This is a genomic window from Sphingobacterium puteale, from assembly GCF_003627955.1.
GTDB classification, from domain to species: Bacteria; Bacteroidota; Bacteroidia; order Sphingobacteriales; family Sphingobacteriaceae; genus Sphingobacterium; species Sphingobacterium puteale.
Map to the genome: position 1 here is coordinate 45,083 of NZ_RBWS01000015.1, position 23,918 is coordinate 69,000.

General features: G+C 38.9%; 20 protein-coding genes. 6 read left to right on the plus strand and 14 right to left on the minus strand.

All coding sequences use genetic code 11. The features are described from left to right. Position 1 precedes the first annotated feature (1 nt). The 3 genes from D7322_RS18950 (at position 2) to D7322_RS18960 (ending at position 4,093) form a co-directional block, all read left to right on the plus strand. A complete protein-coding gene (locus D7322_RS18950; RefSeq protein ID WP_108636519.1) occupies positions 2 to 970 on the plus strand; it encodes a YihY/virulence factor BrkB family protein in 969 nt (322 codons plus the stop codon). 253 nt (positions 971 to 1,223) lie between these two features. After that, entirely contained in the window at positions 1,224 to 3,155 is a 1,932-nt protein-coding gene (gene rpsA, locus D7322_RS18955) for a 30S ribosomal protein S1 (RefSeq protein ID WP_121125815.1), read from the plus strand. A gap of 98 nt (positions 3,156 to 3,253) precedes the next feature. Next, positions 3,254 to 4,093, plus strand: coding sequence for a sulfurtransferase (locus D7322_RS18960; RefSeq protein ID WP_183078768.1), 840 nt, complete (start codon positions 3,254 to 3,256; stop codon positions 4,091 to 4,093). Here the strand turns inward: D7322_RS18960 and D7322_RS18965 are convergent, their stop codons facing one another. The 4 genes from D7322_RS18965 to gyrB all read right to left on the minus strand — a co-directional run bounded on the left by D7322_RS18965 (position 4,094) and on the right by gyrB (position 12,229). Continuing rightward, positions 4,094 to 5,995: a RecQ family ATP-dependent DNA helicase gene (locus D7322_RS18965; RefSeq protein WP_121125817.1), complete on the minus strand. Its 1,902-nt coding sequence runs from the start codon at positions 5,993 to 5,995 to the stop codon at positions 4,094 to 4,096. Beyond that, positions 5,992 to 8,082: a ComEC/Rec2 family competence protein gene (locus D7322_RS18970; RefSeq protein WP_183078769.1), complete on the minus strand. Its 2,091-nt coding sequence runs from the start codon at positions 8,080 to 8,082 to the stop codon at positions 5,992 to 5,994. Before D7322_RS18970 ends, D7322_RS18965 begins: the two co-directional genes overlap by 4 nt. Continuing rightward, positions 8,079 to 10,115: a ComEA family DNA-binding protein gene (locus tag D7322_RS18975; protein WP_121125819.1), complete on the minus strand. Its 2,037-nt coding sequence runs from the start codon at positions 10,113 to 10,115 to the stop codon at positions 8,079 to 8,081. Before D7322_RS18975 ends, D7322_RS18970 begins: the two co-directional genes overlap by 4 nt. A gap of 155 nt (positions 10,116 to 10,270) precedes the next feature. Next, a complete protein-coding gene (gyrB, locus tag D7322_RS18980) occupies positions 10,271 to 12,229 on the minus strand; it encodes a DNA topoisomerase (ATP-hydrolyzing) subunit B (RefSeq protein ID WP_121125820.1) in 1,959 nt (652 codons plus the stop codon). 191 nt (positions 12,230 to 12,420) lie between these two features. On the opposite strand from gyrB, the gene D7322_RS18985 reads away from it, so the two are divergent. After that, on the plus strand, positions 12,421 to 13,038 hold the full coding sequence (locus tag D7322_RS18985) for an OmpH family outer membrane protein (RefSeq protein ID WP_121125821.1): 618 nt from the start codon (positions 12,421 to 12,423) through the stop codon (positions 13,036 to 13,038). 164 nt (positions 13,039 to 13,202) lie between these two features. Next, positions 13,203 to 14,108 (plus strand): CorA family divalent cation transporter, encoded by a 906-nt coding sequence (locus D7322_RS18990; RefSeq protein WP_121125822.1) that lies wholly within the window; start codon positions 13,203 to 13,205, stop codon positions 14,106 to 14,108. Here D7322_RS18990 and tsaB read toward each other — a convergent pair. The 5 genes from tsaB to mscL form a co-directional block, all read right to left on the minus strand. Then, positions 14,103 to 14,804, minus strand: coding sequence for a tRNA (adenosine(37)-N6)-threonylcarbamoyltransferase complex dimerization subunit type 1 TsaB (gene tsaB, locus D7322_RS18995; protein WP_121125915.1), 702 nt, complete (start codon positions 14,802 to 14,804; stop codon positions 14,103 to 14,105). The genes D7322_RS18990 and tsaB overlap by 6 nt on opposite strands. Before the next feature lie 13 nt (positions 14,805 to 14,817). Continuing rightward, the gene (yidD, locus tag D7322_RS19000) at positions 14,818 to 15,072 is read right to left on the minus strand and encodes a membrane protein insertion efficiency factor YidD (protein WP_121125823.1); all 255 of its coding nucleotides are present in this window, start codon (positions 15,070 to 15,072) and stop codon (positions 14,818 to 14,820) included. Then, a complete protein-coding gene (locus tag D7322_RS19005) occupies positions 15,035 to 15,451 on the minus strand; it encodes a ribonuclease P protein component (RefSeq protein ID WP_121125824.1) in 417 nt (138 codons plus the stop codon). The genes yidD and D7322_RS19005 overlap by 38 nt, the downstream gene beginning before the upstream one ends. Positions 15,452 to 15,511: 60 nt before the next feature. Next, positions 15,512 to 15,670, minus strand: coding sequence for a 50S ribosomal protein L34 (rpmH, locus tag D7322_RS19010; RefSeq protein ID WP_075991291.1), 159 nt, complete (start codon positions 15,668 to 15,670; stop codon positions 15,512 to 15,514). Positions 15,671 to 15,907: 237 nt separating this feature from the next. Then, entirely contained in the window at positions 15,908 to 16,315 is a 408-nt protein-coding gene (gene mscL, locus D7322_RS19015; protein WP_108636508.1) for a large-conductance mechanosensitive channel protein MscL, read from the minus strand. Between the two features lie 282 nt (positions 16,316 to 16,597). Between mscL and D7322_RS19020 the strand changes: the two genes are divergently transcribed. Beyond that, entirely contained in the window at positions 16,598 to 17,239 is a 642-nt protein-coding gene (locus tag D7322_RS19020) for a response regulator (protein ID WP_104384264.1), read from the plus strand. A 23-nt stretch (positions 17,240 to 17,262) separates the two neighbouring features. Here D7322_RS19020 and D7322_RS19025 read toward each other — a convergent pair whose 3' ends face one another. The 5 genes from D7322_RS19025 to murC all read right to left on the minus strand — a co-directional run bounded on the left by D7322_RS19025 (position 17,263) and on the right by murC (position 23,916). Next, on the minus strand, positions 17,263 to 18,405 hold the full coding sequence (locus D7322_RS19025; RefSeq protein WP_121125825.1) for a sugar phosphate isomerase/epimerase family protein: 1,143 nt from the start codon (positions 18,403 to 18,405) through the stop codon (positions 17,263 to 17,265). 89 nt (positions 18,406 to 18,494) lie between these two features. Beyond that, positions 18,495 to 20,192 (minus strand): cell division protein FtsZ, encoded by a 1,698-nt coding sequence (ftsZ, locus tag D7322_RS19030; protein WP_121125826.1) that lies wholly within the window; start codon positions 20,190 to 20,192, stop codon positions 18,495 to 18,497. Positions 20,193 to 20,332: 140 nt separating this feature from the next. Next, positions 20,333 to 21,706, minus strand: coding sequence for a cell division protein FtsA (ftsA, locus tag D7322_RS19035; RefSeq protein WP_121125827.1), 1,374 nt, complete (start codon positions 21,704 to 21,706; stop codon positions 20,333 to 20,335). Between the two features lie 25 nt (positions 21,707 to 21,731). Further along, positions 21,732 to 22,568, minus strand: a complete 837-nt coding sequence (locus tag D7322_RS19040; RefSeq protein WP_121125828.1) for a cell division protein FtsQ/DivIB — start codon at positions 22,566 to 22,568, stop codon at positions 21,732 to 21,734. Then, positions 22,561 to 23,916: a UDP-N-acetylmuramate--L-alanine ligase gene (murC, locus tag D7322_RS19045; RefSeq protein WP_121125916.1), complete on the minus strand. Its 1,356-nt coding sequence runs from the start codon at positions 23,914 to 23,916 to the stop codon at positions 22,561 to 22,563. Before murC ends, D7322_RS19040 begins: the two co-directional genes overlap by 8 nt. Positions 23,917 to 23,918 lie beyond the last annotated feature (2 nt).

The window sequence follows — 23,918 nt, forward strand, 5'->3', positions numbered from 1 at the left end:
TATGGGGAAATTCCACCAGTGGCTATTAAATTTTGAACCTTATTTTAGATTAATCGAATGGAGTAAACGGGTAGTTTTACCTGGGTTCGGTTCACTTCCACTTTATACAGTGGCAGTATTTTTCTTTCAGGAACTCTCCAGAGATTCAATCGTAAGCAAGGCTTCATCATTGTCATATAGCTTCCTGTTGGCCATATTTCCCGGTATCATCTTCCTATTTACGTTAATTCCCTATATTCCGATCAACAATTTTCAGGAACAATTACTGGATTTCCTAGCGGTTGTTATCCCCAAAAACGCATTCCTAGTAGTCGAAACCACCCTGGAAGATATTATCAAGAACCAAAATGGGGGGCTGTTATCTTTCGGTTTTCTGTTCGCCGCATATTTTGCGACTAATGGCATGGCCTCCTTAATGAATGCTTTCAATAAAGCATCTTTAATGACGGAAAAAAGACCTTGGTTGAGGAAAAGGCTCATTGCGCTTACACTGGCATTCTTGATCATCTTTGCCCTTACCGTGGGCATGACCATATTCACGATTGCGGGGGTGACAATCGACTATCTAAAGGAAACAACAGGTATTAAATCCAGTATGTGGGCGACACTATTAAAGCTCGCGCGATGGATCATTATTTTTGCTATCTATTTTTTTACTGTAAGCTGTATCTATAAGTTCGGCCCCTCTACCTCCAACAGATGGAAGTTATTCAGTCCAGGAGCGTCCATGGCTACCATATTGGCGATTTTAACTTTTTCGATTTTCACATTCTACATTAATCACTTTGGCGCCTACAACAAATTATACGGTTCTATAGGCACCCTGATTGTGATCATGCTATGGATTTACCTGAATACGCTGATCTTATTGTTGGGCTATGAACTAAATGCGGCCATTGCATTGTCTAAGCAAACCATTGTGATTGCCAAACCCCGGATCTTCAATTCCTTTAAAAAGGATAGCGAATAATCTTCGGAAAATCTAAAAAGACAGCATCCCCCATAAAGAAGAAGTTATATTGCCATTGAGATATAAAGTCCTCCTATTCTGACAAATGAAGGGTATTCACATGAAGCTCCTAACGCCAAATTGGCCTATAACCTTCCTGACTTGAGTATAACTAAAAGTCTTTCAATAAAATAAGAAAAATAAAATTTTGCATTAAAAGTTTTTTTGTACCTTTGCAACTCCTACAAAGTAGGAAAAAGGAGAAAATTAATTAATGGCAAAAAAACAAGAAGCAGAAAAAGAATTAGCAGCGAAAAACGCAGAGCTACAAGGTGCTGACACTAAAGTAGTGAAAGACACTGAAAAAATTGAATCAGAAGCTGATTCAAACTTAATCGACGAAATCAAATCAAACACTTGGATCACACCAGAAGGTGAATTTGACTGGGATGCAAATGATAAAGGTTTCGGAAATTATAGCGAAGCTGAACGCGCTAAACTTGAAGCACAATACGCAGATACTTTCAACCAAGTTAACCAAGGTGAAATTATTGAAGGTACTGTCGTTTCTATCAACAACAAAGACGTTGTCTTAAATGTTGGTTTCAAATCTGACGGTTTAGTTTCTTTATCCGAATTCCGTGACTTACCAGAATTAAAAATTGGTGACAAAGTTGATGTATTCGTAGAATCTCAAGAAGATGCTAACGGTCAATTAGTACTTTCTCGTAAACGTGCTAAAACTCAAAAATCTTGGGAAGCTATCAATGAAGCATTGGAAAATGATGCAATCATTACTGGTTTCGTTAAGAGCCGTACAAAAGGTGGTCTTATCGTTGACATCAAAGGTGTTGAAGCATTCTTACCTGGATCTCAAATCGATATCAAACCTATCCGTGACTACGATGTTTATGTAGGTAAAACAATGGAATTCAAAGTTGTTAAAATCAACCACGAGTTCAAAAACGTTGTCGTATCACACAAAGTGTTAATTGAAAACGACTTAGAAAACCAAAAATCTGAGATCGTTGCTAAATTAGAAAAAGGTCAAGTATTAGAAGGAACTGTTAAAAATATCACTGACTTCGGTGTGTTCATCGACTTAGGTGGTGTTGACGGTTTGTTGCATATCACAGATATCTCTTGGGGCCGTATCGAGCATCCAAAAGAAGTTTTAGCTTTAGATCAAACAATAAACGTTGTTGTTTTAGACTTTGATGATGAGAAAAAACGTATCGCTTTAGGCTTGAAACAATTATCTGAGCATCCTTGGGAATCTTTAGATACAGCATTAGAAGTTGGTTCTAAAGTGAAAGGTAAAATCGTAACAGTTGCTGATTACGGTGCTTTCTTAGAAATCATCCCAGGTGTTGAAGGTTTGATCCACGTTTCTGAAATGTCTTGGTCTCAAAACTTACGTTCTCCACAAGAGTTCTTAAAAGTTGGTGACGAGATCGAAGCTCAAATCTTAACTTTAGATCGTGATGAGCGTAAAATGAGCTTAGGTATCAAACAATTGACTCCAGATCCTTGGAAAAACATCACTGAGCGTTACCCAGTAGGTTCTAAACAAACAGCTGTTGTTAAAAACATGACTAACTTCGGTGTATTTGTTGAGTTAGAAGAAGGTATCGACGGTTTGATCCACATCTCTGATCTTTCTTGGTCTAAAAAAATCAACCACCCTAACGAATTCACTAAAGTTGGTGAAACATTAGACGTAGTTGTTTTAGAACTAGATGAAGAAAACCGTAAATTATCTTTAGGTCACAAACAATTGGAAGAAAATCCTTGGGATACTTTCGAGACCATCTTTACGGAAGGTTCTATCCACGAAGGTACTGTGATCAAAGTTGGTGACAAAGGTGATATCGTAGCTTTACAATATGGTGTTGAAGGTTTCTGTCCTTCTAAACACTCTGTTAAAGAAGACGGTTCTTCTTTGAAAGTTGATGAAGTAACTTCATTCAAAATCATCGAGTTCAACAAAGAGAACAAACGTTTGGTAATTTCTCACTCTCGTATCTGGGAAGAAGAGAAAGAAGAAGCTCGCAAAGAAGAGTCTAGCAACCGTAAAAAAGACGCTAAAGCTGAGTCTTCAGCTGTTAAAAAAGTAAAAGATTCTGTTGAAAAATCTACTTTAGGCGACTTAGACGTGTTAGCTCAATTGAAAGAGCAAATGGAAAATGATAAAAACGCTAAATAATTAGCATTTCAATCCATAAAAAGCGGCTGTTCCAAAAGAACAGCCGCTTTGTTTTTAAAGGTATGCTTTGTAATTTTGTATACATAAGAATAATTGTTATGTCATTCAAATCAGCCTTAATTAGTCCATCCGATCTTCAGGATACGTTGACAAGAGATGAAAACGTGATCCTATTAGACTGTACCATCGATAAGGTCGGTCAATCTTTAAAAGACGCAAAGTTAGAATTACTTCCAAATTCATTATTTTTTGATATCGAGGGAAAGTTTTCCGACCACGTATCGAAATTGCCGCATACTTTAGTCGCTGAACAAGTTTTCGAAAACGAAGTTCAAGCTTTGGGCATTGATCAGGATAGTACAGTCGTATTGTATGACAGATGGGGAGTCTATTCGAGTCCACGTGCGTGGTGGATGTTTAAGGTAATGGGATTTGATCAGGTGTATATCTTGAATGGTGGAGTTCCTGCATGGAAAAAAAATAAATATAAACTCGCAGACAGTTATAAACAAGAGGACAAAGTCGGAAATTTTAAAGCTCATTTTCAGAAAAATTTATATGCCGACAAGGACTATATTTTAGCGCATTATAGAGCTTCCAATGTCACTATTTTTGATGCCAGAAGTAAAGGAAGATTTAGCGGTTTAGTACCAGAACCAAGAAAAGGACTCAATGGTGGTCATATCCCCCATTCCAAAAACTTACCTTTTGAAGAATTGCTCGAAGAAATCTATTATAAACCAACTGACGAACTCCAGCAGCAATTTGATCAATTTAAAACGACAGCTAATGAATATATATTCTCCTGCGGCTCGGGTATAACTGCCTCTATACTTGCTTTTGCATCGTATATTTCAGGTCATACCAATATTCGGGTATACGATGGCTCATGGTCTGAATGGGGCAGAGAGGAACTCAACCTTCCAATTGAAAAATAATCAAAATAAGGTATTCCAAGAATAGAGATTTTCCTCCAGGCGAATTACTTCGGCGTCAAGCAGATCACGGATAATCTCTATTCTTCGTTTTTCGGTTCCGAGCGTTAAACTTTCAACCAGATCATGTAGTCTCTTTGGAGCCTTCAACAGGCTGTTCTTTATCTCTTCCTTGATTTGCGTCCGCTGATTTTCTTTGTGTAAACGTATTAAACATAAATCGCATACCTGGCAAAAGCCGGCATTCTTCTCTCCAAAGTAAAGCAGTAGTGACTGGCTACGGCAATGAGCTTTCTCAATATAATCTATCATCCCATTGACCTCCTCCTCTTTCACCCGGTGACGATCGCGAATAAATATATGGTCGATATACAGATGCTTATAATCAACACGATTTTGTAAAAATGTCAGCTGTGGTGAATCGGTAGAAGGCAGATAACTCGCAATCTCCAATGCTTCAAGTGATTTCAAAAGCTCGACCACACGACCGTACGGAATACCGAGCTTATTGGCGAACTCATATTCATTAATCAAGATATAATTTTCGAAGATACCGCCATAGGTTCGTAAAATCGCTTTAATTAATTTATCATATTTCGCATATTGTACTTGGATTTTATACAATTCCGTACTGTCAATTTCAAATTTGAAACGGGAAGGTATTGTCACTGCTTCTGACAATGTTAGCCATCCATCACGTTCCAGAAATTTCATAGCATTCATGACAGGTATCAGTGGCAATTGGTATTTCTTTGCAAATGTGACTACATCAAAATCCAGCGTAAGCCCCTCACCTGCTCCATAAGGCACCTGAAAATGATTACATAGATAGTGATAAGTTTGCTGGATGAAAGAAATGTCGGGAAAACTAGCCTGCAAGGTGTCTACAAGCTTTTTTTTATCATTCTCTTGATAAAGAATAACAGGATATGCTTTTTTCCCATCCCGCCCCGCCCTACCGGCTTCCTGATAATACGCTTCCAACGAATCCGGTAGATCCAGGTGAATAACAAAACGAACATCTGGCTTATCAATGCCCATCCCAAACGCATTTGTTGCGACGATAACACGAATAGCATTAGTCATCCATGCGTCTTGCTTTTGATCGCGTTCCTGCCCTGAGAGCCCCGCATGATAGTAATCTGATGCTATTCCATTATTGATCAGAATACGTGCAATTTCCTGCGTTTCCCGTCGATTCCGGACGTATACGATACCAGATCCCCCCAATTTATGAATAATACGCACCATCCGCCCCATTTTGTCCTCTTCTTCGATAGCCATATAGGCCAGATTATCCCGAAGAAAACTTTTGACAAAGACATTTTCTTTCGGAAAATTTAACTTTTGCTGGATGTCAGTAATCACGCGTTCGGTCGCGGTTGCAGTCAGTGCTAAAAATGGTACTTTAGCGTGAAGCTCTTTCAGCTTTATTAACTCCAGATATGGGGGTCTAAAATCATAGCCCCATTGCGAAATACAATGCGCTTCATCTATGGCAAATAGATTAACGTTCATAAACCGGATTCGCTCCCGGACAAGATCACTGTACAAACGTTCGGGCGAAAGGTAAAGAAACTTTATTTTCCCATACACACAATTGTCGAGGGTAATATCCACCTCTCTCTTTTTCATCCCCGAATAAATGGCAACGGCCTGAATACCATTTTTCCTCAAATGTGCTACCTGATCTTTCATGAGGGCAATCAGCGGTGTCACGACAATACAGATTCCCTCCATCATCAAAGCTGGCACCTGAAAACAGATGGATTTTCCTCCTCCTGTTGGTAATAAAGCGAGTGTATCTCTACCCGAAATAACTGATTGAATAATTTCTTCCTGCAATGGCCGAAATGATTCAAAGCCCCAATATTGCCTTAAGATTGATATGCTATCTAAAGTCATAAACTCTCCTTATTCCAAACATACGCAAAATTATCTTTTATGAGATAACTCTTCATCCCCAAACTATCTAATATAGTTCGTGCCTGCAACGATTTTTTCAAGGAATTGGATCCATCCAAGATCACCTCTTTAGGTAAAATTTTGTTTACTGCAGCTGGTAGCTTTTGAATAGCATTCTTTCTGACAACCAATAATTCCGCTGCGGGTAATTCGTTGCTGAAATATTCCATCACAACTATTTTTCCGACCGGAAGTTCGACCAGATAATTATTCCTTACACTTTTATTTTTTAATGGGATAAATTGAACGTTTTCTTCGGATGCCCATACACGGATTTCCCGACCGCAGGCATATTGCAGCGCTTTGTGATTCAGCGAATCAAAAGTGCTATAAATAATAGCCTGTTTATTTTTAAAATAGGCTATTGTTAGCTCATTTCTTGTATTATATATCCGGAATCGCTCTGTATTTTCATCTATTATCTGTTGGACGATAGTTATAAATACGATCCCTGACACACAAAGAAGCCCAAGGTAGCAATACTTTCTGTCTTTCCATTGATAGGCATATAACCAAGAAAAAACAGCAGCATACGAAAGAAAAAGAAGAACCCCATCAATGAGATCAATTTGAATTGTTGAAAATGCCAATTGGTCAATAGCCTTCAGGCAATAGAGTATATATCCGATTAATTTCTCCAAAAGATAGCCCAAAAACTCATTCAACCAATCAATGGGATTGATCGTCATCAAAAAGCCCAAATACATCGTAACGGTTGAGGGAAGACCAACGAGTAGATTAGCCAATAAGAAATAGGTTGGAAACTGTCCAAAATAATATAGTGTCAATGGTGTCGTTAACACCTGCGCAGCGATTGAAATACCAACCGTATCTCTCAAAAAATGTATGAAGGAATTTTTTACAATAACGATCTTCTCAAAGATCGGCAAAAATAACAGCATGCCCAATACGGCAAGAAAGGAAAGTTGAAATCCCACATTTGTAATCGCACGGGGATCACAGAGCAGAATAATAGATGCCGCAGCAACTAAGGCGTTTAAAGTCGAACTATTTCGTTTAAAATACCGTGCAAATAGAACAAAACTTATCATAATCGCTGCTCGGACGATAGGTGGATCTAAACCAGCAATAAAAGCATAAATCCAAATAATAGAAAAAGTAATAACAACAGGTACCCAGTTCAATCTTAGCGGCCAAGGGATATACCTAAACACGAGTGATAGAAACCCGAAAAGTACCGCTACATGCATTCCAGAAACACTAAGTACATGTATGGTTCCCGTGTTTGTAAATGCCTTTATGCTTGCTTCGTCTATTTCACCTCGAAAACCATACAGTAAAGCTCCTGCAATAGCATAATATTCCCCATTCTTACAATAGCGCCTTAATTTTTTCAGAAAGCTTTCGCGTGTCCGCAAAGCCAGCTCCCTGACGTCCGGGAAATGTGAATCGTCTCTTTCAATCCGTATATAATTACTTGGATGCAAAAAAATTTGATGATAGATAGCTGATCCTTTTAAATATTCCCTGTAGTCAAATTCGAACGGATTGAAAGGAGGAGGCACCGCCGACATGGTCCCTTTCAACCACAACCGATCGGCATATCGCAATGGCCTTTTCGTAGTAGCCTTCAATGAGATCATCAGCTTCCCCGTGGTGACTATGAGACTATCCTGTATATAACCACCTAATACTTCAACCGAGAATCTCGTGGTTTCTGATTTAGTGCTGGGCTCCTGTACAATTTCGACGACATAACTGTCGAGCTGAAAATGCGAAAAATGGTTTTCCACATAAAGCGGGTCACTACGCCAAAATTGCCAGATGCCAAATAACAGGATGAGTATATAATATCCTACCAAATAGCAATATTTAAACAACGTACCCTTAAATAGGAAACAACAGAGGATTATACCTGATAATAAAATCAAGCTAACTTGCAGGTATTGAAAGCTGGAGAACGAAAACTTCAGCATTGGGGCGACAAATAAACCAATAACGTAAATAGTAGCAATCTTTAGTAAAGGAATTCGTTCCAGCTTTTGGTAAAAACTCAATTCAGTCATAACTGCCATCTTAATTGCACCTTGATTTCGGACTTTCGGTTTCCGATGATCTCATCCAGCCCCGTTCCTATTTTCTCATTGTCAGGATAATAATAGATTCCATACTTTGTCCATATATCGAGATGACGGTTTATTCGATATCGTAAATTAAGATATGTACGCCAGCCTCTCATATTATACATGCCAAATCCCGAAGCATATAAGACATCATTCTCATAAGCATAAATCCGATTATCATAGGTGTCTGTTTGAAAATAAGCTAAGCGCGAATTCAATTGTATCTTTCCCTTATCAGGTTTCCAGAAAATATCCTGATAAAACATATAACCTAAGCTATTATCTTCATATTCCTTCTGAAACAAATTACCTTCTGCCCGGTACCGAATTGTCCAGATACGGTTTAGCTTATATTGAAATTCTAGTCTCAGCTGTTGTTTTGAGCTATTTACCAATCCTGATTCCGTCTGCCCCATCCCCATATAGTTGGTTTGCTTTAACCGAGTTCGATACCTCAAACTAAGCTGCCCCTTCTTATACCAGATATAACTAAACTGGCTAAAGAAGTCCGCTCCCAATGAACTGCTGTCAGCCTGATATTTAGCTTCGGGAAACCGGAACATATCGATGTAATTGGACCAAACTAATTTTCTTCCCAATTGGTATATAAGCCCTAGATAGATTCCCTCTTCATTAGCCGTGTTACTCGATTCTCCAAACCCCTGTCCATAAAAAGTATGGTAGTTTTTCTTATAGTCACGAACAAGGACTACGGTGGATAAACGTGGGTGCAAACTAGCGACTGCTCCCATTAACAGAGCGGATCCTCCATCTACACTACTGGCATATTCCCCAAACAGATGCACATTACGAAAAGTATAATTTGTGTAAAGGCTGATATTCCGCAGTACATCTCCTTCAAAATCATATTGCTGTCTTTTGCTCGTGCCCTTGACTTTGACAACGTCCAATTGAGATTGATTAAAACTTATTCCTACCTTGAAACGATTGTGCCGCCATAAAACATTCAGTCCGTAGGTCATTTGATGAGCTGCATTTCGATAACGCTGTTCTGTTGGGGTTCGATGTAGTCCTGTTTTCGAAATCGTCTTAATTACCCGGGATTCAATGTTGTCTTCAACATTGCCGTCAATAGCCCGATAGGAAAAATAAGGGGTGATCTCAAAGCGATCTAAGTGGAATGTTCCTGTTATTCCCCGCATAAAATCAACCTCATTCAACGAAGTATATTGTTTTACCCCCATACCCTGCCGTGCAGTATTCTGCACCAGTCCTCCTTTACCAAAGCTCAAACCATTCCACATGCCAAGTCCCTGACCAAACTGCAATGCGTAATCTCCGATAACAAGATTTCGGACCGGACCTATTGCTTTAATGTATAGACTTAATCCGTAGAAATCAAATCCCAGTTTTTGTTCACCGTAAAAAATTGGTTCCCCAGCATCTTTCTCCATATTAATTGCTAAACGAATTTTATCTTTTAAATTCGCCCGGTATCGGATAGTATATCGGTTGCGATCGCCAAGATATCGGGATTTCGTTGTATCCGTAATTTGGTACCCTTTTTGCTTTTCTAGGATCCGCCCATAACGCATCATAAATTCATGCGAAAAATCGTTGAATTTACTTCCCGCAAATGGACCGGTTTCACCAACTTTAATAAAAGGAAGCAGCAAGTTGAGTATCTTCGCGTCGAAACCATCAATAGACTGGAGCTCCAAGACGTTAATAAAATCACCGGAAACCTGACGATGATCGATCAGACGCCGCAATAGCAGCGGATCTATAAATTGTAATTCGATTAATTCTGTCCCATCAGTCTTATTGAGGTCAATCGGATGCTTTAGATAGTAGGACCATTTTTCACTTAATTCGCTTAAATCGGCATCTTCGGGTAATTCTTCCGATAAGCTCTCAAATAACTCTTCAAGATTGATTTTTTCATTTGTTTGTGCCATACAGGTTATCCCAATAAAATAACCTATAAAGAGCAAAATCTTGCTACAATATTTCATAATAGGTTTTATTTAATATTGGCTATCTGTTGGCTGAGAAACATTTACCCCGGCAGATAAATGATTCATCAGTATGAAGTTAAAAAATAAATTGAAATAAAAAAAGGTCTGATGAAAAATTCATCAGACCTCTTATTCTCGTTATAAAATTGGTATTAGATATCAATTTTTGCGTAACGTGCATTTTTTTCGATAAACTCACGGCGAGGCGCTACTTCATCACCCATTAGCATCGAGAAAATACGGTCACATTCAGCTGCATTTTCAATTGTTACTTGACGTAAAGTACGCGTATCGGGATTCATTGTCGTATCCCACAGTTGCTCTGCATTCATCTCACCAAGACCTTTATAGCGCTGTACATGTACACTATCCTCTTTACCTGTTCCTTTCAAGCGCTGTATGGCGTTGATACGTTGGTCTTCGTTCCAGGCATATTCATGTTCTTTACCTTTCTTCACAAGATACAAAGGCGGAGTGGCAATGTATACATATCCTCTTTCTATTAATTCTTTCATATATCTAAAATAGAATGTCAGAATCAAAGTTGTAATGTGGGAACCATCCACATCGGCATCGGTCATAATTATGATACGGTGGTAACGCAATTTCTCCAGATTCAAGGCTTTTGCATCTTCAGCTGTGCCCACACTTACTCCCAAAGCAGTAAACATATTTTTGATCTCTTCGTTCTCATAGATCTTATGTTCCATTGCTTTTTCCACATTCAGGATCTTACCCCGTAGTGGCATAATGGCCTGATGTTTACGGTCACGTCCGGATTTGGCTGTACCACCCGCGGAATCCCCCTCGACAAAGTAAATTTCGCATTTTGTTGGGTCATTATCTTGACAATCGGCCAATTTACCAGGAAGCCCAGAACCACCCATTACAGTTTTGCGTTGTACCAGGTCACGTGCTTTACGTGCTGCTGCACGCGCTTGAGCAGCGATGACAACCTTTTGAACAATCGCTTTTGCTTCACGTGGGTTTTCTTCAAGGTAAACACCCAAAATCTCACCTACAGCCACATCTACCGCTCCCATTACCTCGGAGTTCCCTAATTTAGTTTTCGTCTGTCCTTCAAATTGAGGTTCTGCAACTTTAACAGAAATTACAGCTGTCAAACCTTCACGGAAATCATCACCTGTAATTTCGACTTTCAAGTTTTTAAGTAAACCTGACTTATCTGCATACGCTTTTAAGGTACGTGTCAAACCTCTACGAAAACCCGCTACGTGTGAACCTCCTTCGATCGTATTGATATTATTCACATAAGAATGGACGTTCTCAGAATAGGTATCGTTATATTGTAAGGCCAGCTCTACAGGAATACCTTGTTTAATTCCCTCGACATAGATAGGTTCAGGAATCAAGGCCTGACGTGTACCATCCAAGAATTTAACAAATTCCTTTAGGCCGCCTTCAGAATGAAAAGTCTCCTTCTTTTCCGAACCGTCTTCATTCGCTTCACGCTCATCCTCTAACGTTAAGCTAACGCCTTTATTTAGGAACGCAAGCTCGCGAAGGCGATTGGCCAAGGTATCGTAATTATATACCGTGGTCTGCGTAAATATTGTTGCATCCGGATGGAATGTTACAATTGTACCCGTCTTATCCGAAACCCCAACTTCTTTAACATCATATAAAGGCTTACCAATTTGATACTCCTGTTGGTATATTTTTCCATCACGGTGTACCTCAGCTTTCAAAAGTGTAGACAATGCGTTCACACAAGATACCCCCACACCATGTAGACCACCAGACACCTTGTAGGTATCTTTGTCAAACTTACCACCAGCATGTAATACCGTCATCACGAGCTCCAACGCTGATTTATTCTCTTTTTTGTTGATTCCAGTTGGGATACCGCGACCGTTATCCCGAACAGAAATTGAATTGTCTTTATGGATGGTAACAAAGATATCTGTACAGTACCCTGCTACAGCTTCGTCGATTGAATTGTCTACAACCTCGTATACCAAGTGGTGTAATCCTTTTACACCGGTATCACCAATATACATGGATGGACGCTTACGAACCGCCTCTAAACCCTCTAATACCTGAATATTATCAGCCGAGTAGGTGGATGCATTTTTCTTTTCTTCGCTCATTGAAAAACTGTTAAATGTAATATTCAAAAATACGAAATTTTGGCCGATTTATCAAGTCTGCGGTGAAGTATTAAGCCGATAATCTGAAACAATCAAATGGCCGATAATTTTACTTTTTTAGGATTAAAAATTAAAATTTCGATTTTTTTATGTTAGGTTTGTTTCAGTATTAATTTGCAAATAATAAAAAAATGAACACTATATTTTCAATTGTATCGAAAGTTTCCTTTGGTCTTTTATTGGCTGGAACAATCGTATCATGTAACCAAGGTACTAAAACGCAAAGCGAGCCTTCAAAAAATGATTCAAACGCCGTAAGCAAAGAGAGTCAAGGTAGTACCAAGGATAAAATTGTCTATCTGAATTCAGATTCGCTTTCTGAAAAATATCAATACTTTAAAGATATTAAGTCAAAACTTGAAAACAAAGTAAAAAAAGCACAGGCTGATCTTCAAGCTAAAAGCGCAGCATTTCAACGCGAGGTTGCTGACTACCAAAAGAATGCAGCTACAATGTCCGCAACAGACAGACAAGCTACCGAACAGAAATTGGCCCGTAAACAAGATGAACTAGCACGATTAGACCAAACTGCCTCTTCATCCCTAGCCAAAGATGAATCAGAGGAGTTCAACAATGTGTACAATAAAATCACTGAGTTTTTGAAAAAACATGCTTCAGATAACGGCTATAAACTGGTGTTGACCTATTCAAAATCCAATCCTACTGTATTGTATGCTGACCCTTCACTGGAAATTACCAACGAAGTTATCAAACAGTTAAACGAAGAATATAAGTCCTCGAACAAATAAGAAGACCATAATAATTTAAGGAAAGCCATCATAGCATTTGATGGCTTTTTTTAGTGATAAGCCTTCGTGAGCCCATCACTAAACAATAAGAACGATATTTACCTTGCTATAGCTATTCGCAGCTAACAAAATTGTTTAGTATCTTGTATTGTAAAATTAGATTTATGATCAAAACGATTGTTGAAAAGGAAATCGCAAACTACGAATGGATTGATATCTTTGAACCTACCTCGGAAGACTTTACATTCATCAAGGAAAGATATAATCTAAATGAAGCCTCCATTAAAGATTCTAAAGAACCGGAACACCTTCCTAAGATAGAGGAATTTGAAAATTATACCTTTATTATTCTCCGCGTCATGTCCGACAATTTTAAAGAGAATTCGGATAGTATAGGAGAAGTAACGGATCGTCTAACCATCTTCTATGGCAGTGATTTTGTGATCACCGTCCATAAGCGTCGCATCGAATTTCTGGAGAAACTCAAAAACATTGAATTTACGAGCGTAAAGACAAAAAATAGCCGAAAACTCTCTGTATTTATTACGACAGCTGCGGTGTTCACTTTTAGCAAGACATTAGAACAATTATCCACACGCATTGATTCCTACGAAGAACTGATCTTTCTGAAACGTATGAAACAGCAGCCTGTTCTGAAAAACCTATATTTTATCAAACGACAGATAGATGTCGCCAGAAAGGTTATTTTTCTTTATAAAGAGGTTATTGAACATTTCCATTCTTCTTCGAAGAAGGATGTTTACACTCGGGATTTAAAAGACCTTCAAGTACGTACATCGACGCTATATGAAAACTTATCTGAAAACGTAGCACAATTATTAAACGTTTTCTTTAACATATCATCGAACCATACCAACGAAATCATGCGTATTTTGACTATTTTCTCTGTTTTTTTTATGCCAATTACGTTTGTGGCTGGAGTATATGGGATGAATTTTAAAAATATGCCAGAGCTGGAGTGGTATTATGGCTACCCCATAGCGATTGCGATCATGATCGCAATTTCAGTAGCCATCTATCTTTGGTTCAAAAGAAAAGGCTGGTTATGAGCCACCCTTTTTCTTGGTCATAACCACAAAGTCTTTCAGATAGAAGGGCTCAAAATAGGCAACGTCCTCAAATTCTTTATTTTGAAACTTATCAAATGCCAATTTAGACAAAAATGCAGCAGAACCTTTAAATTCCATTTGTACATGCACACGATCATTTGTTGCAAACAATACATCAAATTTATCAGCCCCTGAGCCAAATAGATGGACGCGGCTATAAGCAGCCAACAATTCGTCGTAATAGTTAGCATCTATAATTTCTGCCGAAGTAGGTTTCACCAGTTTACACTGATCGTTATAAACAGCGGAATACACTTCCATGCGACGTGCGTCCAACATAGGGATAAAAGCTTCCCCTTCCTGCAGTCCGAACTGTTCCTTGTACCCTAAAAATAATGCTTCTAATGTATTGATTGCAATCAGCGGTATATCCAAGCCATAACAAAGACCTTTTGCTGTAGACACCCCAATACGAAGTCCTGTATAGGATCCGGGGCCCATGCTAACCGCTATTGCTTTAAGTTCTCGCATAGAACGTTCTGTTTTATCCAAAATCTGTTCAATCAAAACAGTCAATTTCGCAGCATGTGCGTTCGGTTCGTCCAGATCAATCACAGCAACAGTCTGTCCATTCTCACTGAGAGCAACCGAGCATACAGTGGTTGAGGTATCAATTTGTAAAATTAAATTATTCATTGTTTTATTGAAATCAAGGTACGGGGTCATGGCCATGGCCACCCCATGGATTACAACGTGCTATTCGCTTCAAAGCCATCCAGCCGCCCTTAAATGGTCCATTTTTCAAAATAGCTTCCTTGCCATATTGCGAACAAGTTGGTGTATATCTGCAATTGGCGCCCAGGAAGGGCGAAATAAATAGTTGATAGAAACGAATAATAGCTAAGAAAATAAAACTAAAGAAAGGTTTAATTCCCTTTTTCCAAATAAGCATCGGCACATTCATCCTGTAATTTTTTTAGCATTTTATTCATCGCAGTATGAAACACATCATATGCTAAGATCTGTTTGCCCACGTATTGAATAGCTAAATACAAAGTTACATTATGTTTTAACAAAAAAGGAATCAAATCATTGGATTTCTGAAGACGATAGCTTTCACGCATCATACGTTTAATTGTATTGCGATCAACTGCTTTTTTAAACCGACGTTTGGAAACGGATATAATCGACTGACAGCGGGATAAAATGTCAGTCTCGTTGTTTTTTTCTAGAACAAAAACAATTCTAAAAGGATACAAAACAAAAGAAGAACCGCTTTTAAAAAGCGTATCAATACGCTTTTTCGCACATAACCGTTCTTCTTTTGTAAATGTATTTCTCATACGATGACTTAATCTTATCAGAAAAAGCTCTTATAAGCGGCCACCGATCTTTGTCAAAGATTAACCTTTGTGACGGTATTCGTCAGACACTGTAAGACGTTTTCTACCTTTAGCTCTACGTGAAGCTAATACTCTTCTACCGTTTGCGGAGCTCATGCGCTCTCTAAAACCGTGTTTGTTTCTTCTTTTTCTTTGCGATGGCTGAAATGTTCTTTTCATGACGCTATTATGCTAATTTGTTCTTACTTCAATTAATACAAAACTCCCCAAGAGGAATGCAAAAGTAAAGTTTATTTTAGACAAAAACAAACAATATTAAGAACATTTAGACTTTAAGTCAGAAGCCTGCGCTAATTAATTCATTGACAGCCTAAAAAACCATTTTAGAAATTCTTTAAATAAAAACAGAGCAATAAGCCCTGCTCTGTTTTATTTCACATCAAATAAGAATTTGGCTTATTTCGTTTTCAGAATATCTCTGATCTCGGTCAATAATGTTTCTTCTTTTGTCGGTGCAGCTGGTGCAGCCGGGGCAGCTTCCTCTTTACGTTTCAAAGAATTTAAACCTTTAATAACACAGAAAATACAAAATGCAACGATCAAAAACTGGATCACTACATTGATAAAATTCCCGTAGTTAAGGGACACTTCGGCTTGTTTGGCAGCTTCATCAGCAGCTTTAAGTATAATTTTCTTTGAGGAAAAGTCAACTCCGCCCGTCAAATATCCTATGGGAGGCATGATAATATCGTCAACCAATGATGTAACAATTTTGCCAAATGCCCCACCGATAACAACACCGACAGCCAAATCAACAACGCTACCGCGCATTGCGAACTCTTTAAATTCTTTTAAAAATCCCATATTAAACCATTTAATCTTTTAAAATTTTACCAAAACTAGTAATTGTCACATAAATCTAATTAAAATATACTAATTTTTTATACTAGTTCATTTATTGTCCTGCATTTTCTAACTTAAGTCCTATTTTTAAAATTACCGCTTAAAACGGTACGCTAAAGTTTTTTATTAACTTAATTTACTATATTTGCTCGTTAACTAGGGCAAAATATCAAGATATATTGTATATTGATAGTACTTTAAATTTCACACGGTAATTAAAGCCCAGAATAAGATAAAGTATCTATGAAGAAGATTCTTATTGCAGACGACCATGGCATTGTACGATTAGGTGCTTCCGTTATTATCAAGGAAACGTTAAAAAAGGCGGAAATATTTCAAGCCGAAAATTTCGATGAGGTGCTAGAAAAGATAAAACTGGAAGAATTCGACCTATTATTGCTGGACATCAATATGCCCGGAGGAAATAATATTCGAGTTGTCGAGGAAATCCTGCAAATCCAACCTGCTATTAAAATTTTAATTTTCTCATCCTATGATGAGTCGTTGTACGCATTGCGTTATATTGAAGCAGGAGCAGTAGGTTATCTTAATAAAACTACTGCAATGGCAGAATTGAGTCACGCTATACTGGCTATCCAGGAGCGCGGCAAATACATGTCAAGTAATGTTCAGGATCTCTATGTCCAAAAGCTGACGCAGAGCAAATCGGAACTCACAAAGTTAAATCCTTTAGCACGTCTGTCAAACAGGGAGGTGGATGTTGCAAAACAATTGATCAAGGGCTTAGGAATTATTGAAGTTTCCGGCTTACTTGAGCTAAGTCCATCAACTGTAAGCACCTATAAAAGCAGGATATTTGAAAAATTAAATGTTTCTAACATTCCCGAACTCATTGAGCTTTTCAGAATACACTCCAACAATTAGAATATTGATGGAGTGTATTTTTTTTAGATTAGATCATTCATTGTAACAACTGGAATATCTTTTACATTTAAATCTTTTAACGGATCAGATTTCTTATAAGAGTATCCAACTTCCGCTTCCAAATCCCATAACATAGGAGCTAAAAAATTAAGACAAGTCGTAAATCCTTGTACCGTTGCGGAGAAATCGCCCGTATCCTTTGAATTCTTTGCCTCATTCTCTATTTCAAAGGGGCCTTTGAAGCCGCGTTCCTGGAGTAGATCCACAAAGCCTCGCCAGTCCATACTATCTGAGCCCCCAAAGCCAGGAAGCATTGCTTCGTAGTGATGCCTATCCCAGTCATGTCCGGGAATACCTACATTTGCTTTTTTTGCTAACTCAGCATCCACATGTTGCATGGGATACATCCCCCCCCAATCTATGCGAGCGGTCGTCTGTAGATTGCGTGTGGTCTTCACATGTATACGCTGTAGTCGACTTATATCGGTATTACGAATAACATCAATTGGGTTTGTGTTTTGCCAAACATCATGGGAAGGATCATAAATTTCGCCATGCGCCTTACTAGGCACCATCGCATACATCAATTTACGGGCGGCCAAAACAGCGGGTAGGTTATTATAGGTAGAGCTATAACGTGAAGAACGCCAGCCCTCCATTGGACAATTTTCATATAGTATTGTTACCCCGAGGCTTTCAGCATAATTAACAATCGGTTCAAATACACGTTTGTATTCATCCAGATTTTTTTGAAATCCATCCAGCTGGTTTCCCAACTCATGATTATAACCGACGAAAGTCCCGACTTTAACATTATTTTCATCACCTCCCAACAAATGCGCTATTCGAATCAGTTTTAATAAATGATTCTGATTTTTGATCCGTTGTTCCGGATCTCCCCCAATCATATTTTCGAAGGCTCCGAGCGAAAGTTTCAGATCCGCCTGATTAAACAGCTCGAGTATCTCTTTAGCTTTAGCTGGTGTAAACCCTTCATAGTCCAAATGCGTAGCTGTATGGTCTTCACGTGTGCCGTCCTTTCTAAAAACACAAAGGTCAATTCCACCAGCACCAATTTTTTTTGTTGTCTGAATCAATTCTGGTAATGACAATTTATCAAAGGCAGAACTCATCACCCATACGGGGTTATTTAATTTTGTAGTCATAGCTTATATAATTGTATTCTATCGGAATTTAAAGATACTAAAAAAGCCATCCGATCGGATGGCTTTTTTAGTATTTTATCTCAATTCGATTAATCTACATTATCGTGTAAAAAGGAGTTGTTTGGACGAATTTCCGTATTTCCATCTTCAAACGACAGTGTAAAGCGAGACACCTGTGATTGAGAAGAATGCGGCGTATCCTCCAGTGACATTTGCTTTCTTTTATAAGCCGGCTCATTTTCAAGCTCATGAAGACCGTTCGAGGATTTCAATTTCATACTCAATTCTTTCAATCTCAGAATACGCTCTTTGGTGCGTACCAGTTGATCTTCAAATGATACCTGCTCTTCTTCCACCTGAGGCACTTCAACTTGCTCATTTGTTGTGCTGGAAGAGAACGTCGGCTTTTCGTCATAATCTGAAGCAGACGGACCTGAATATGAATCAAATACCGTTGGCATCTGAAATTGGAAAACAGAAGGCGAAGTTTTTAATTGAAAATCACTTTCAGTAAATGAGGTTTCCTCTTCATAAGCGCCATCAAAACCTAAGTCATGACGTATCACTTGCGGCTCTTCTACAACAACCTGTTGTTGGACAACATTTTTTGGAGAAGTAAACAAGTCGGACTGCAAATTATTGGTTGTCGATGTATTTGCTGAAGGAGCTGGTGTATCCACACGTTGAACCGGAGTGACAAAGCTATTGGCCACTGGTGCTTCCTTTGGGGCAACCTGCGAAACAGGTCTCACAAAAGAATTAACCGGTTCAGGTGTCAAGGGCATAGATACTTTTGTGTTTTCACGCTCTTTATCGCGTTCTTCAGAAGTCTGAAAACCTGTCGCAATAATTGTTACGGACAGCTCATCTTCAAAGTTTTCATCGATACAGTTACCCCAGATCAAATCAGCAGATAGTCCGGCTTTTTCCTGAATATAATCCGTAATGATTGCCACCTCATCCATCGTCACTTCTTTTGTTCCAGAGGTAATATTCAACAGGATATAACGAGCACCTTCAATCTCATTGTCTTTCAACAATGGTGAAGCCAAAGCACCTTCTACTGCACGTAATGCACGGTCTTCGCCTTCGGCAATCGCGTTACCCATAATCGCTACACCGCTATCATTCATAACCGTGCGAACATCTTTAAAATCGACGTTTACATAACCGGGGATAGTGATAATTTCGGCGATACCTTTTGCAGCAGTAGTCAATATATCATCTGCTTTTGCGAAAGCTGCTGTCATCGTTAAATTTCCAAAGATTTCCCGCAAGCGATCGTTGGAGATAACAAGATAAGAATCTACATATTTACGCAATTCCGAAAGTCCCTCCTCTGCTTGTGAGCGACGGCGTTTACCTTCAAATGTAAATGGTGTAGTAATGATCGCAACAGTAAGAATACCCAATTCTTTAGCGGCCTTAGCCAAAACGGGACTTGCTCCGGTACCTGTACCACCACCCATACCGGCGGTAATAAACAACATCTTAGTATTGGTACCTAACATGCGTTTGATATCTTCAATACTTTCGATAGCAGAATTTTCACCCACATCAGGATCGGCTCCAGCACCCATACCTTCGGTTAGACTTATTCCCAATTGAACTTTATTTGGGATCGGGCTTAATTCCAACGCTTGCGCATCCGTATTACACACGATAAAATCTACTCCACTAATTCCTTGTTTATACATGTGGTTTACGGCATTGCCGCCACCACCACCAACCCCAATAACCTTAATTATTGAAGATTGTTCTTTTAACATTTCAAACTGTATTGACATAACTTATCCCTATTTAACTTATAATGAACACGATATCAAATTGAACCAAACCCACTATATGTAATGTAATAATAATATAATTTCAACAAAAGTTTTCCACATTTGTGAAATTGTGGAAAACTTCAATCATTGTGGAAAACTTACTTTTTATCTAAAAAACTTGCGTCATCAATCTCGTTCCCATCCTTAATAAATCGTTTGAACCATGACAGCAATCCTTGTTCTTTTTGCTGCTGCTCCGAAACCTCTTTCGTAGTCGTAGTCGCCTGCACTTTCTTAGCGGGTGTATGCGCTTCTCTACGACTGTCTTCTTCTTCCTCGTGCGATTGTATACCTTTGATTAACAAGCCAATACTTGTTGCATACAATGGGCTTTTCAATTCTTCAAAAAGCGGTTTTGGCAGTACTTCGTTCTTGGAGAGATATTCGTTCGGAAAACCGACACGACAATCAATTCCAGTAATATACTCCACAAGTTGTACCAGGTGCTTCAATTGAGCCCCACCTCCAGTAATAACGATGCCGCCGATAAGTTTATTTTCATAACCGGAGGACTTAATCTCGTAATACACATGTTCGATAATTTCCTCCATTCTCGCCTGAATAATATAAGCTAAGTTTTTTACGGAAATTTCTTTGGGCTCACGACCTTTCAATCCAGGCACACAAATGACTTCGTTTTCTTTATTTTCATCAGCCAGGGCAGATCCAAATCGTGTTTTCAGTAATTCTGCCTGTGAACGCAATACAGAACAGCCTTGACGAATATCTTCGGTCACGATATTACCGCCTAATGGGATTACAGCAGTATGACGAATAATTCCTTCATGGAAGATTGCAACGTCGGTTGTTCCACCACCGATATCAACTAATACAACACCAGCATTTTTTTCATCTTCATCCAATACAGCTTCAGAAGACGCCAAAGGCTCTAGAATTAATTCAGCAACTTCCAGATTCGAATTATCAATACATTTTTTAATATTTTTGATATCGGTAACTCTTCCCGAAATAATATGAAAATTTGCTTCTATACGACGTCCAGCCATGCCGATAGGTTCGCGGATCCCCGGTTCATTATCTACCGTAAATTCCTGAGGTAAAACATGTATAATTTCTTCTCCTGGAGGCAGTACCAGTTTATACATATCCGAAATCAATCGTTCGATATCTCTTCGAATGATCTCATCATCACCATCAGTTTTGGTAAATATTCCACGGTGCTGGATGCTCTTAATGTGTTGACCGGCGATGCCCACATTGACAACCTTAATATCGACATTAGATTGTGCTTCGGCAATTTCTACCGCTTCCAAAATACTTCCCACAGTTTTTTGGATATTGGCTACCACCCCTCTACTTACTCCCGCAGAGTCGGCCTTACCCACACCTAATAATTCGATTTTGTTCCCTGAGCTACGTCTCCCAACCGTAACACAAATTTTGGTAGTACCAATATCGAGTCCCACGATAATTGGATTCTCTCTTTCAATTTCTGCTGCCTTTGAGTTCATAATTTCCTGTATTGTTGCTGTATTACTATAATGTATTATTTGCTACTTTTTTTGTCTGATCATCCGAGAAACTCCAATTTCCACGTTTCTCACAGATGATTTGACCTCCATATTTTACATTCACCACACCATAAGCGTTAATACCCACTTTCGGCATGATCTGCGTATAAAATGTTTTTAATAATTCAAATTTTTGTTCCAGTGAATCGGCTGATCCAACAATTAACTGCTGGGTTCCGACACGGGGCACAAGTTCGATATCATGATCCGCGTTTACATAAATCTGTACAACCTGATTACTCCACAATTCATCTTTTCCAATAAATTCCGCCACTTTCACCAAATCTTTTACCAAGGGGGTCGAAATCGTATCCAATGCCTCATTATACCCTTCGGAAATATTACCCGTAGCTACCATGATATGCGGAATATACTTCAATGTTGTCGGTATCTTTAAACCTTTGGGGTCAACATAAAACTCACGTCCATTTTTGTTGATAACCCGCATGACCGCCTCGCGCTGATCTATATTGATCCGTACTGTCCCGTCCATGTCAGCGTGAATGCTTGCATTCGACACATAAGGCAATTTTTTCAATGTCTTTTCTACACGTTGAAACGGAATATCATTGACTTTCTTTCCAACAAAACTTCCATAGTTTTGCGCAATCAGTTTTGATATATCCGCTTGATCGATAAAAGCTTCTGTACCCTCTATAACGATTTTCACTTCCTTACAAAGCTGTTGTTCATCACGTTTACCCACAATGGTCATAATCACAACAACTACGATGACCCCAATAAAAAATAGGGTAAAGTAAAGTACACGATTCCATTGTATGTCACGTAATTTTCTAAGCATGCTCAAAAATAGCTTGTAATGGTTTCACCAATTTATCTATATCTCCCGCACCCACCGTTACGATCAAATCCGGCTTTTCATGCCGGGCAAAATCCAGTACCTCTTCGGCCGTCACAATCTGTTTATGCTGTGCAGTAATTTTATCCAATAACCAGCTTGAACTAACCCCCTCAATCGGAAGTTCACGCGCAGGATATATCTCCATCAAGAGTAAATTATCTGCCATGGACAATACTTCAGCAAATCCATCTACAAAATCTCTGGTTCTCGTAAACAAATGCGGTTGAAATACGACGTTCAGCTTCTTTGTCGGATATAATTTGCGCATTGAAGTCAAAAACGCGCGTAATTCTTCAGGGTGATGCGCATAATCGTCGATATACACCACTTCAGGTCTACGGACAATGTATTCAAATCGTCTTTTTACCCCCTTAAATGTGGTCAATGCATTTTTAATTGCCTCCGCTGAAATACCTAACAAACGAGCCACGGTAATAGCGGCTACGGCATTTTCAACATTGTGAATTCCCGGAATGCCCAAATGAATGTCCTCGATTTTTCCATGGACATCCTGATAATCAAAGTAAAATTCACCTTCCCTGACATGGACATTTGATGCATAAGCGTCGGCCACCTCATGCCCGGAATAGCTGATCTGTCCTTTAAATTCCAATCCTTTTTTTATAATACGCGTACCGTCTTGAACAACCTTATCCAAAAACAGCTGGAACGATTCAAGTAAATGGCTCTTATCCCCATAAATATCCAAATGATCTGCATCCGAAGAAGTCACGATCGCAACATTCGGATGGAGGGTTAAAAATGAACGATCGAATTCATCTGCTTCGACGACCACTGTATTATTGTTGCCGTAAAGCACATTGGTACCGTAGTTCGAACTGATACCACCTAAAAAAGCGGAACAGTCATATCCGGAATCTTTCAACAGGTGCGCGACCATCGTAGACGTCGTTGTTTTACCATGTGTCCCTGCTACCGCAATTGTAAACCGGCTTTCGCTGATGATACCCAGTACTTGTGATCTTTTATATAACACGTGTCCCTGAGATTCAAAAAAAGCTTTAATTTTGGAATCTTTAGGAATTGCAGGTGTAAATATGACTAGTGTATCAGCCGCTGGCTGATGGAAAATAGGATCAATGGAACCCACCTCATCCTGATATGTGATCGAAATACCTTCTTCGGCCAAAGTCTTGGTCAATTCGGTCTCCGTACGGTCATATCCATTCACTTCACAGCCCAAATGCTTAAAATAGCGTGCAAGGCCACTCATTCCGATTCCGCCTATTCCGATCAAGTAAACTTGTTTTATTGCATCTAGATTCATGC

Bases quoted from the DNA above. Each gene is read 5' to 3' on its own strand.
- D7322_RS18950 (WP_108636519.1), top strand. From the start codon at position 2: ATGGGGAAATTCCACCAGTGGCTATTAAATTTTGAACCTTATTTTAGA.
- rpsA (WP_121125815.1), top strand. From the start codon at position 1,224: ATGGCAAAAAAACAAGAAGCAGAAAAAGAATTAGCAGCGAAAAACGCA.
- D7322_RS18960 (WP_183078768.1), top strand. From the start codon at position 3,254: ATGTCATTCAAATCAGCCTTAATTAGTCCATCCGATCTTCAGGATACG.
- D7322_RS18965 (WP_121125817.1), bottom strand. From the start codon at position 5,995: ATGACTTTAGATAGCATATCAATCTTAAGGCAATATTGGGGCTTTGAA.
- D7322_RS18970 (WP_183078769.1), bottom strand. From the start codon at position 8,082: ATGACTGAATTGAGTTTTTACCAAAAGCTGGAACGAATTCCTTTACTA.
- D7322_RS18975 (WP_121125819.1), bottom strand. From the start codon at position 10,115: ATGAAATATTGTAGCAAGATTTTGCTCTTTATAGGTTATTTTATTGGG.
- gyrB (WP_121125820.1), bottom strand. From the start codon at position 12,229: ATGAGCGAAGAAAAGAAAAATGCATCCACCTACTCGGCTGATAATATT.
- D7322_RS18985 (WP_121125821.1), top strand. From the start codon at position 12,421: ATGAACACTATATTTTCAATTGTATCGAAAGTTTCCTTTGGTCTTTTA.
- D7322_RS18990 (WP_121125822.1), top strand. From the start codon at position 13,203: ATGATCAAAACGATTGTTGAAAAGGAAATCGCAAACTACGAATGGATT.
- tsaB (WP_121125915.1), bottom strand. From the start codon at position 14,804: ATGAATAATTTAATTTTACAAATTGATACCTCAACCACTGTATGCTCG.
- yidD (WP_121125823.1), bottom strand. From the start codon at position 15,072: ATGAATGTGCCGATGCTTATTTGGAAAAAGGGAATTAAACCTTTCTTT.
- D7322_RS19005 (WP_121125824.1), bottom strand. From the start codon at position 15,451: ATGAGAAATACATTTACAAAAGAAGAACGGTTATGTGCGAAAAAGCGT.
- rpmH (WP_075991291.1), bottom strand. From the start codon at position 15,670: ATGAAAAGAACATTTCAGCCATCGCAAAGAAAAAGAAGAAACAAACAC.
- mscL (WP_108636508.1), bottom strand. From the start codon at position 16,315: ATGGGATTTTTAAAAGAATTTAAAGAGTTCGCAATGCGCGGTAGCGTT.
- D7322_RS19020 (WP_104384264.1), top strand. From the start codon at position 16,598: ATGAAGAAGATTCTTATTGCAGACGACCATGGCATTGTACGATTAGGT.
- D7322_RS19025 (WP_121125825.1), bottom strand. From the start codon at position 18,405: ATGACTACAAAATTAAATAACCCCGTATGGGTGATGAGTTCTGCCTTT.
- ftsZ (WP_121125826.1), bottom strand. From the start codon at position 20,192: ATGTCAATACAGTTTGAAATGTTAAAAGAACAATCTTCAATAATTAAG.
- ftsA (WP_121125827.1), bottom strand. From the start codon at position 21,706: ATGAACTCAAAGGCAGCAGAAATTGAAAGAGAGAATCCAATTATCGTG.
- D7322_RS19040 (WP_121125828.1), bottom strand. From the start codon at position 22,568: ATGCTTAGAAAATTACGTGACATACAATGGAATCGTGTACTTTACTTT.
- murC (WP_121125916.1), bottom strand. From the start codon at position 23,916: ATGAATCTAGATGCAATAAAACAAGTTTACTTGATCGGAATAGGCGGA.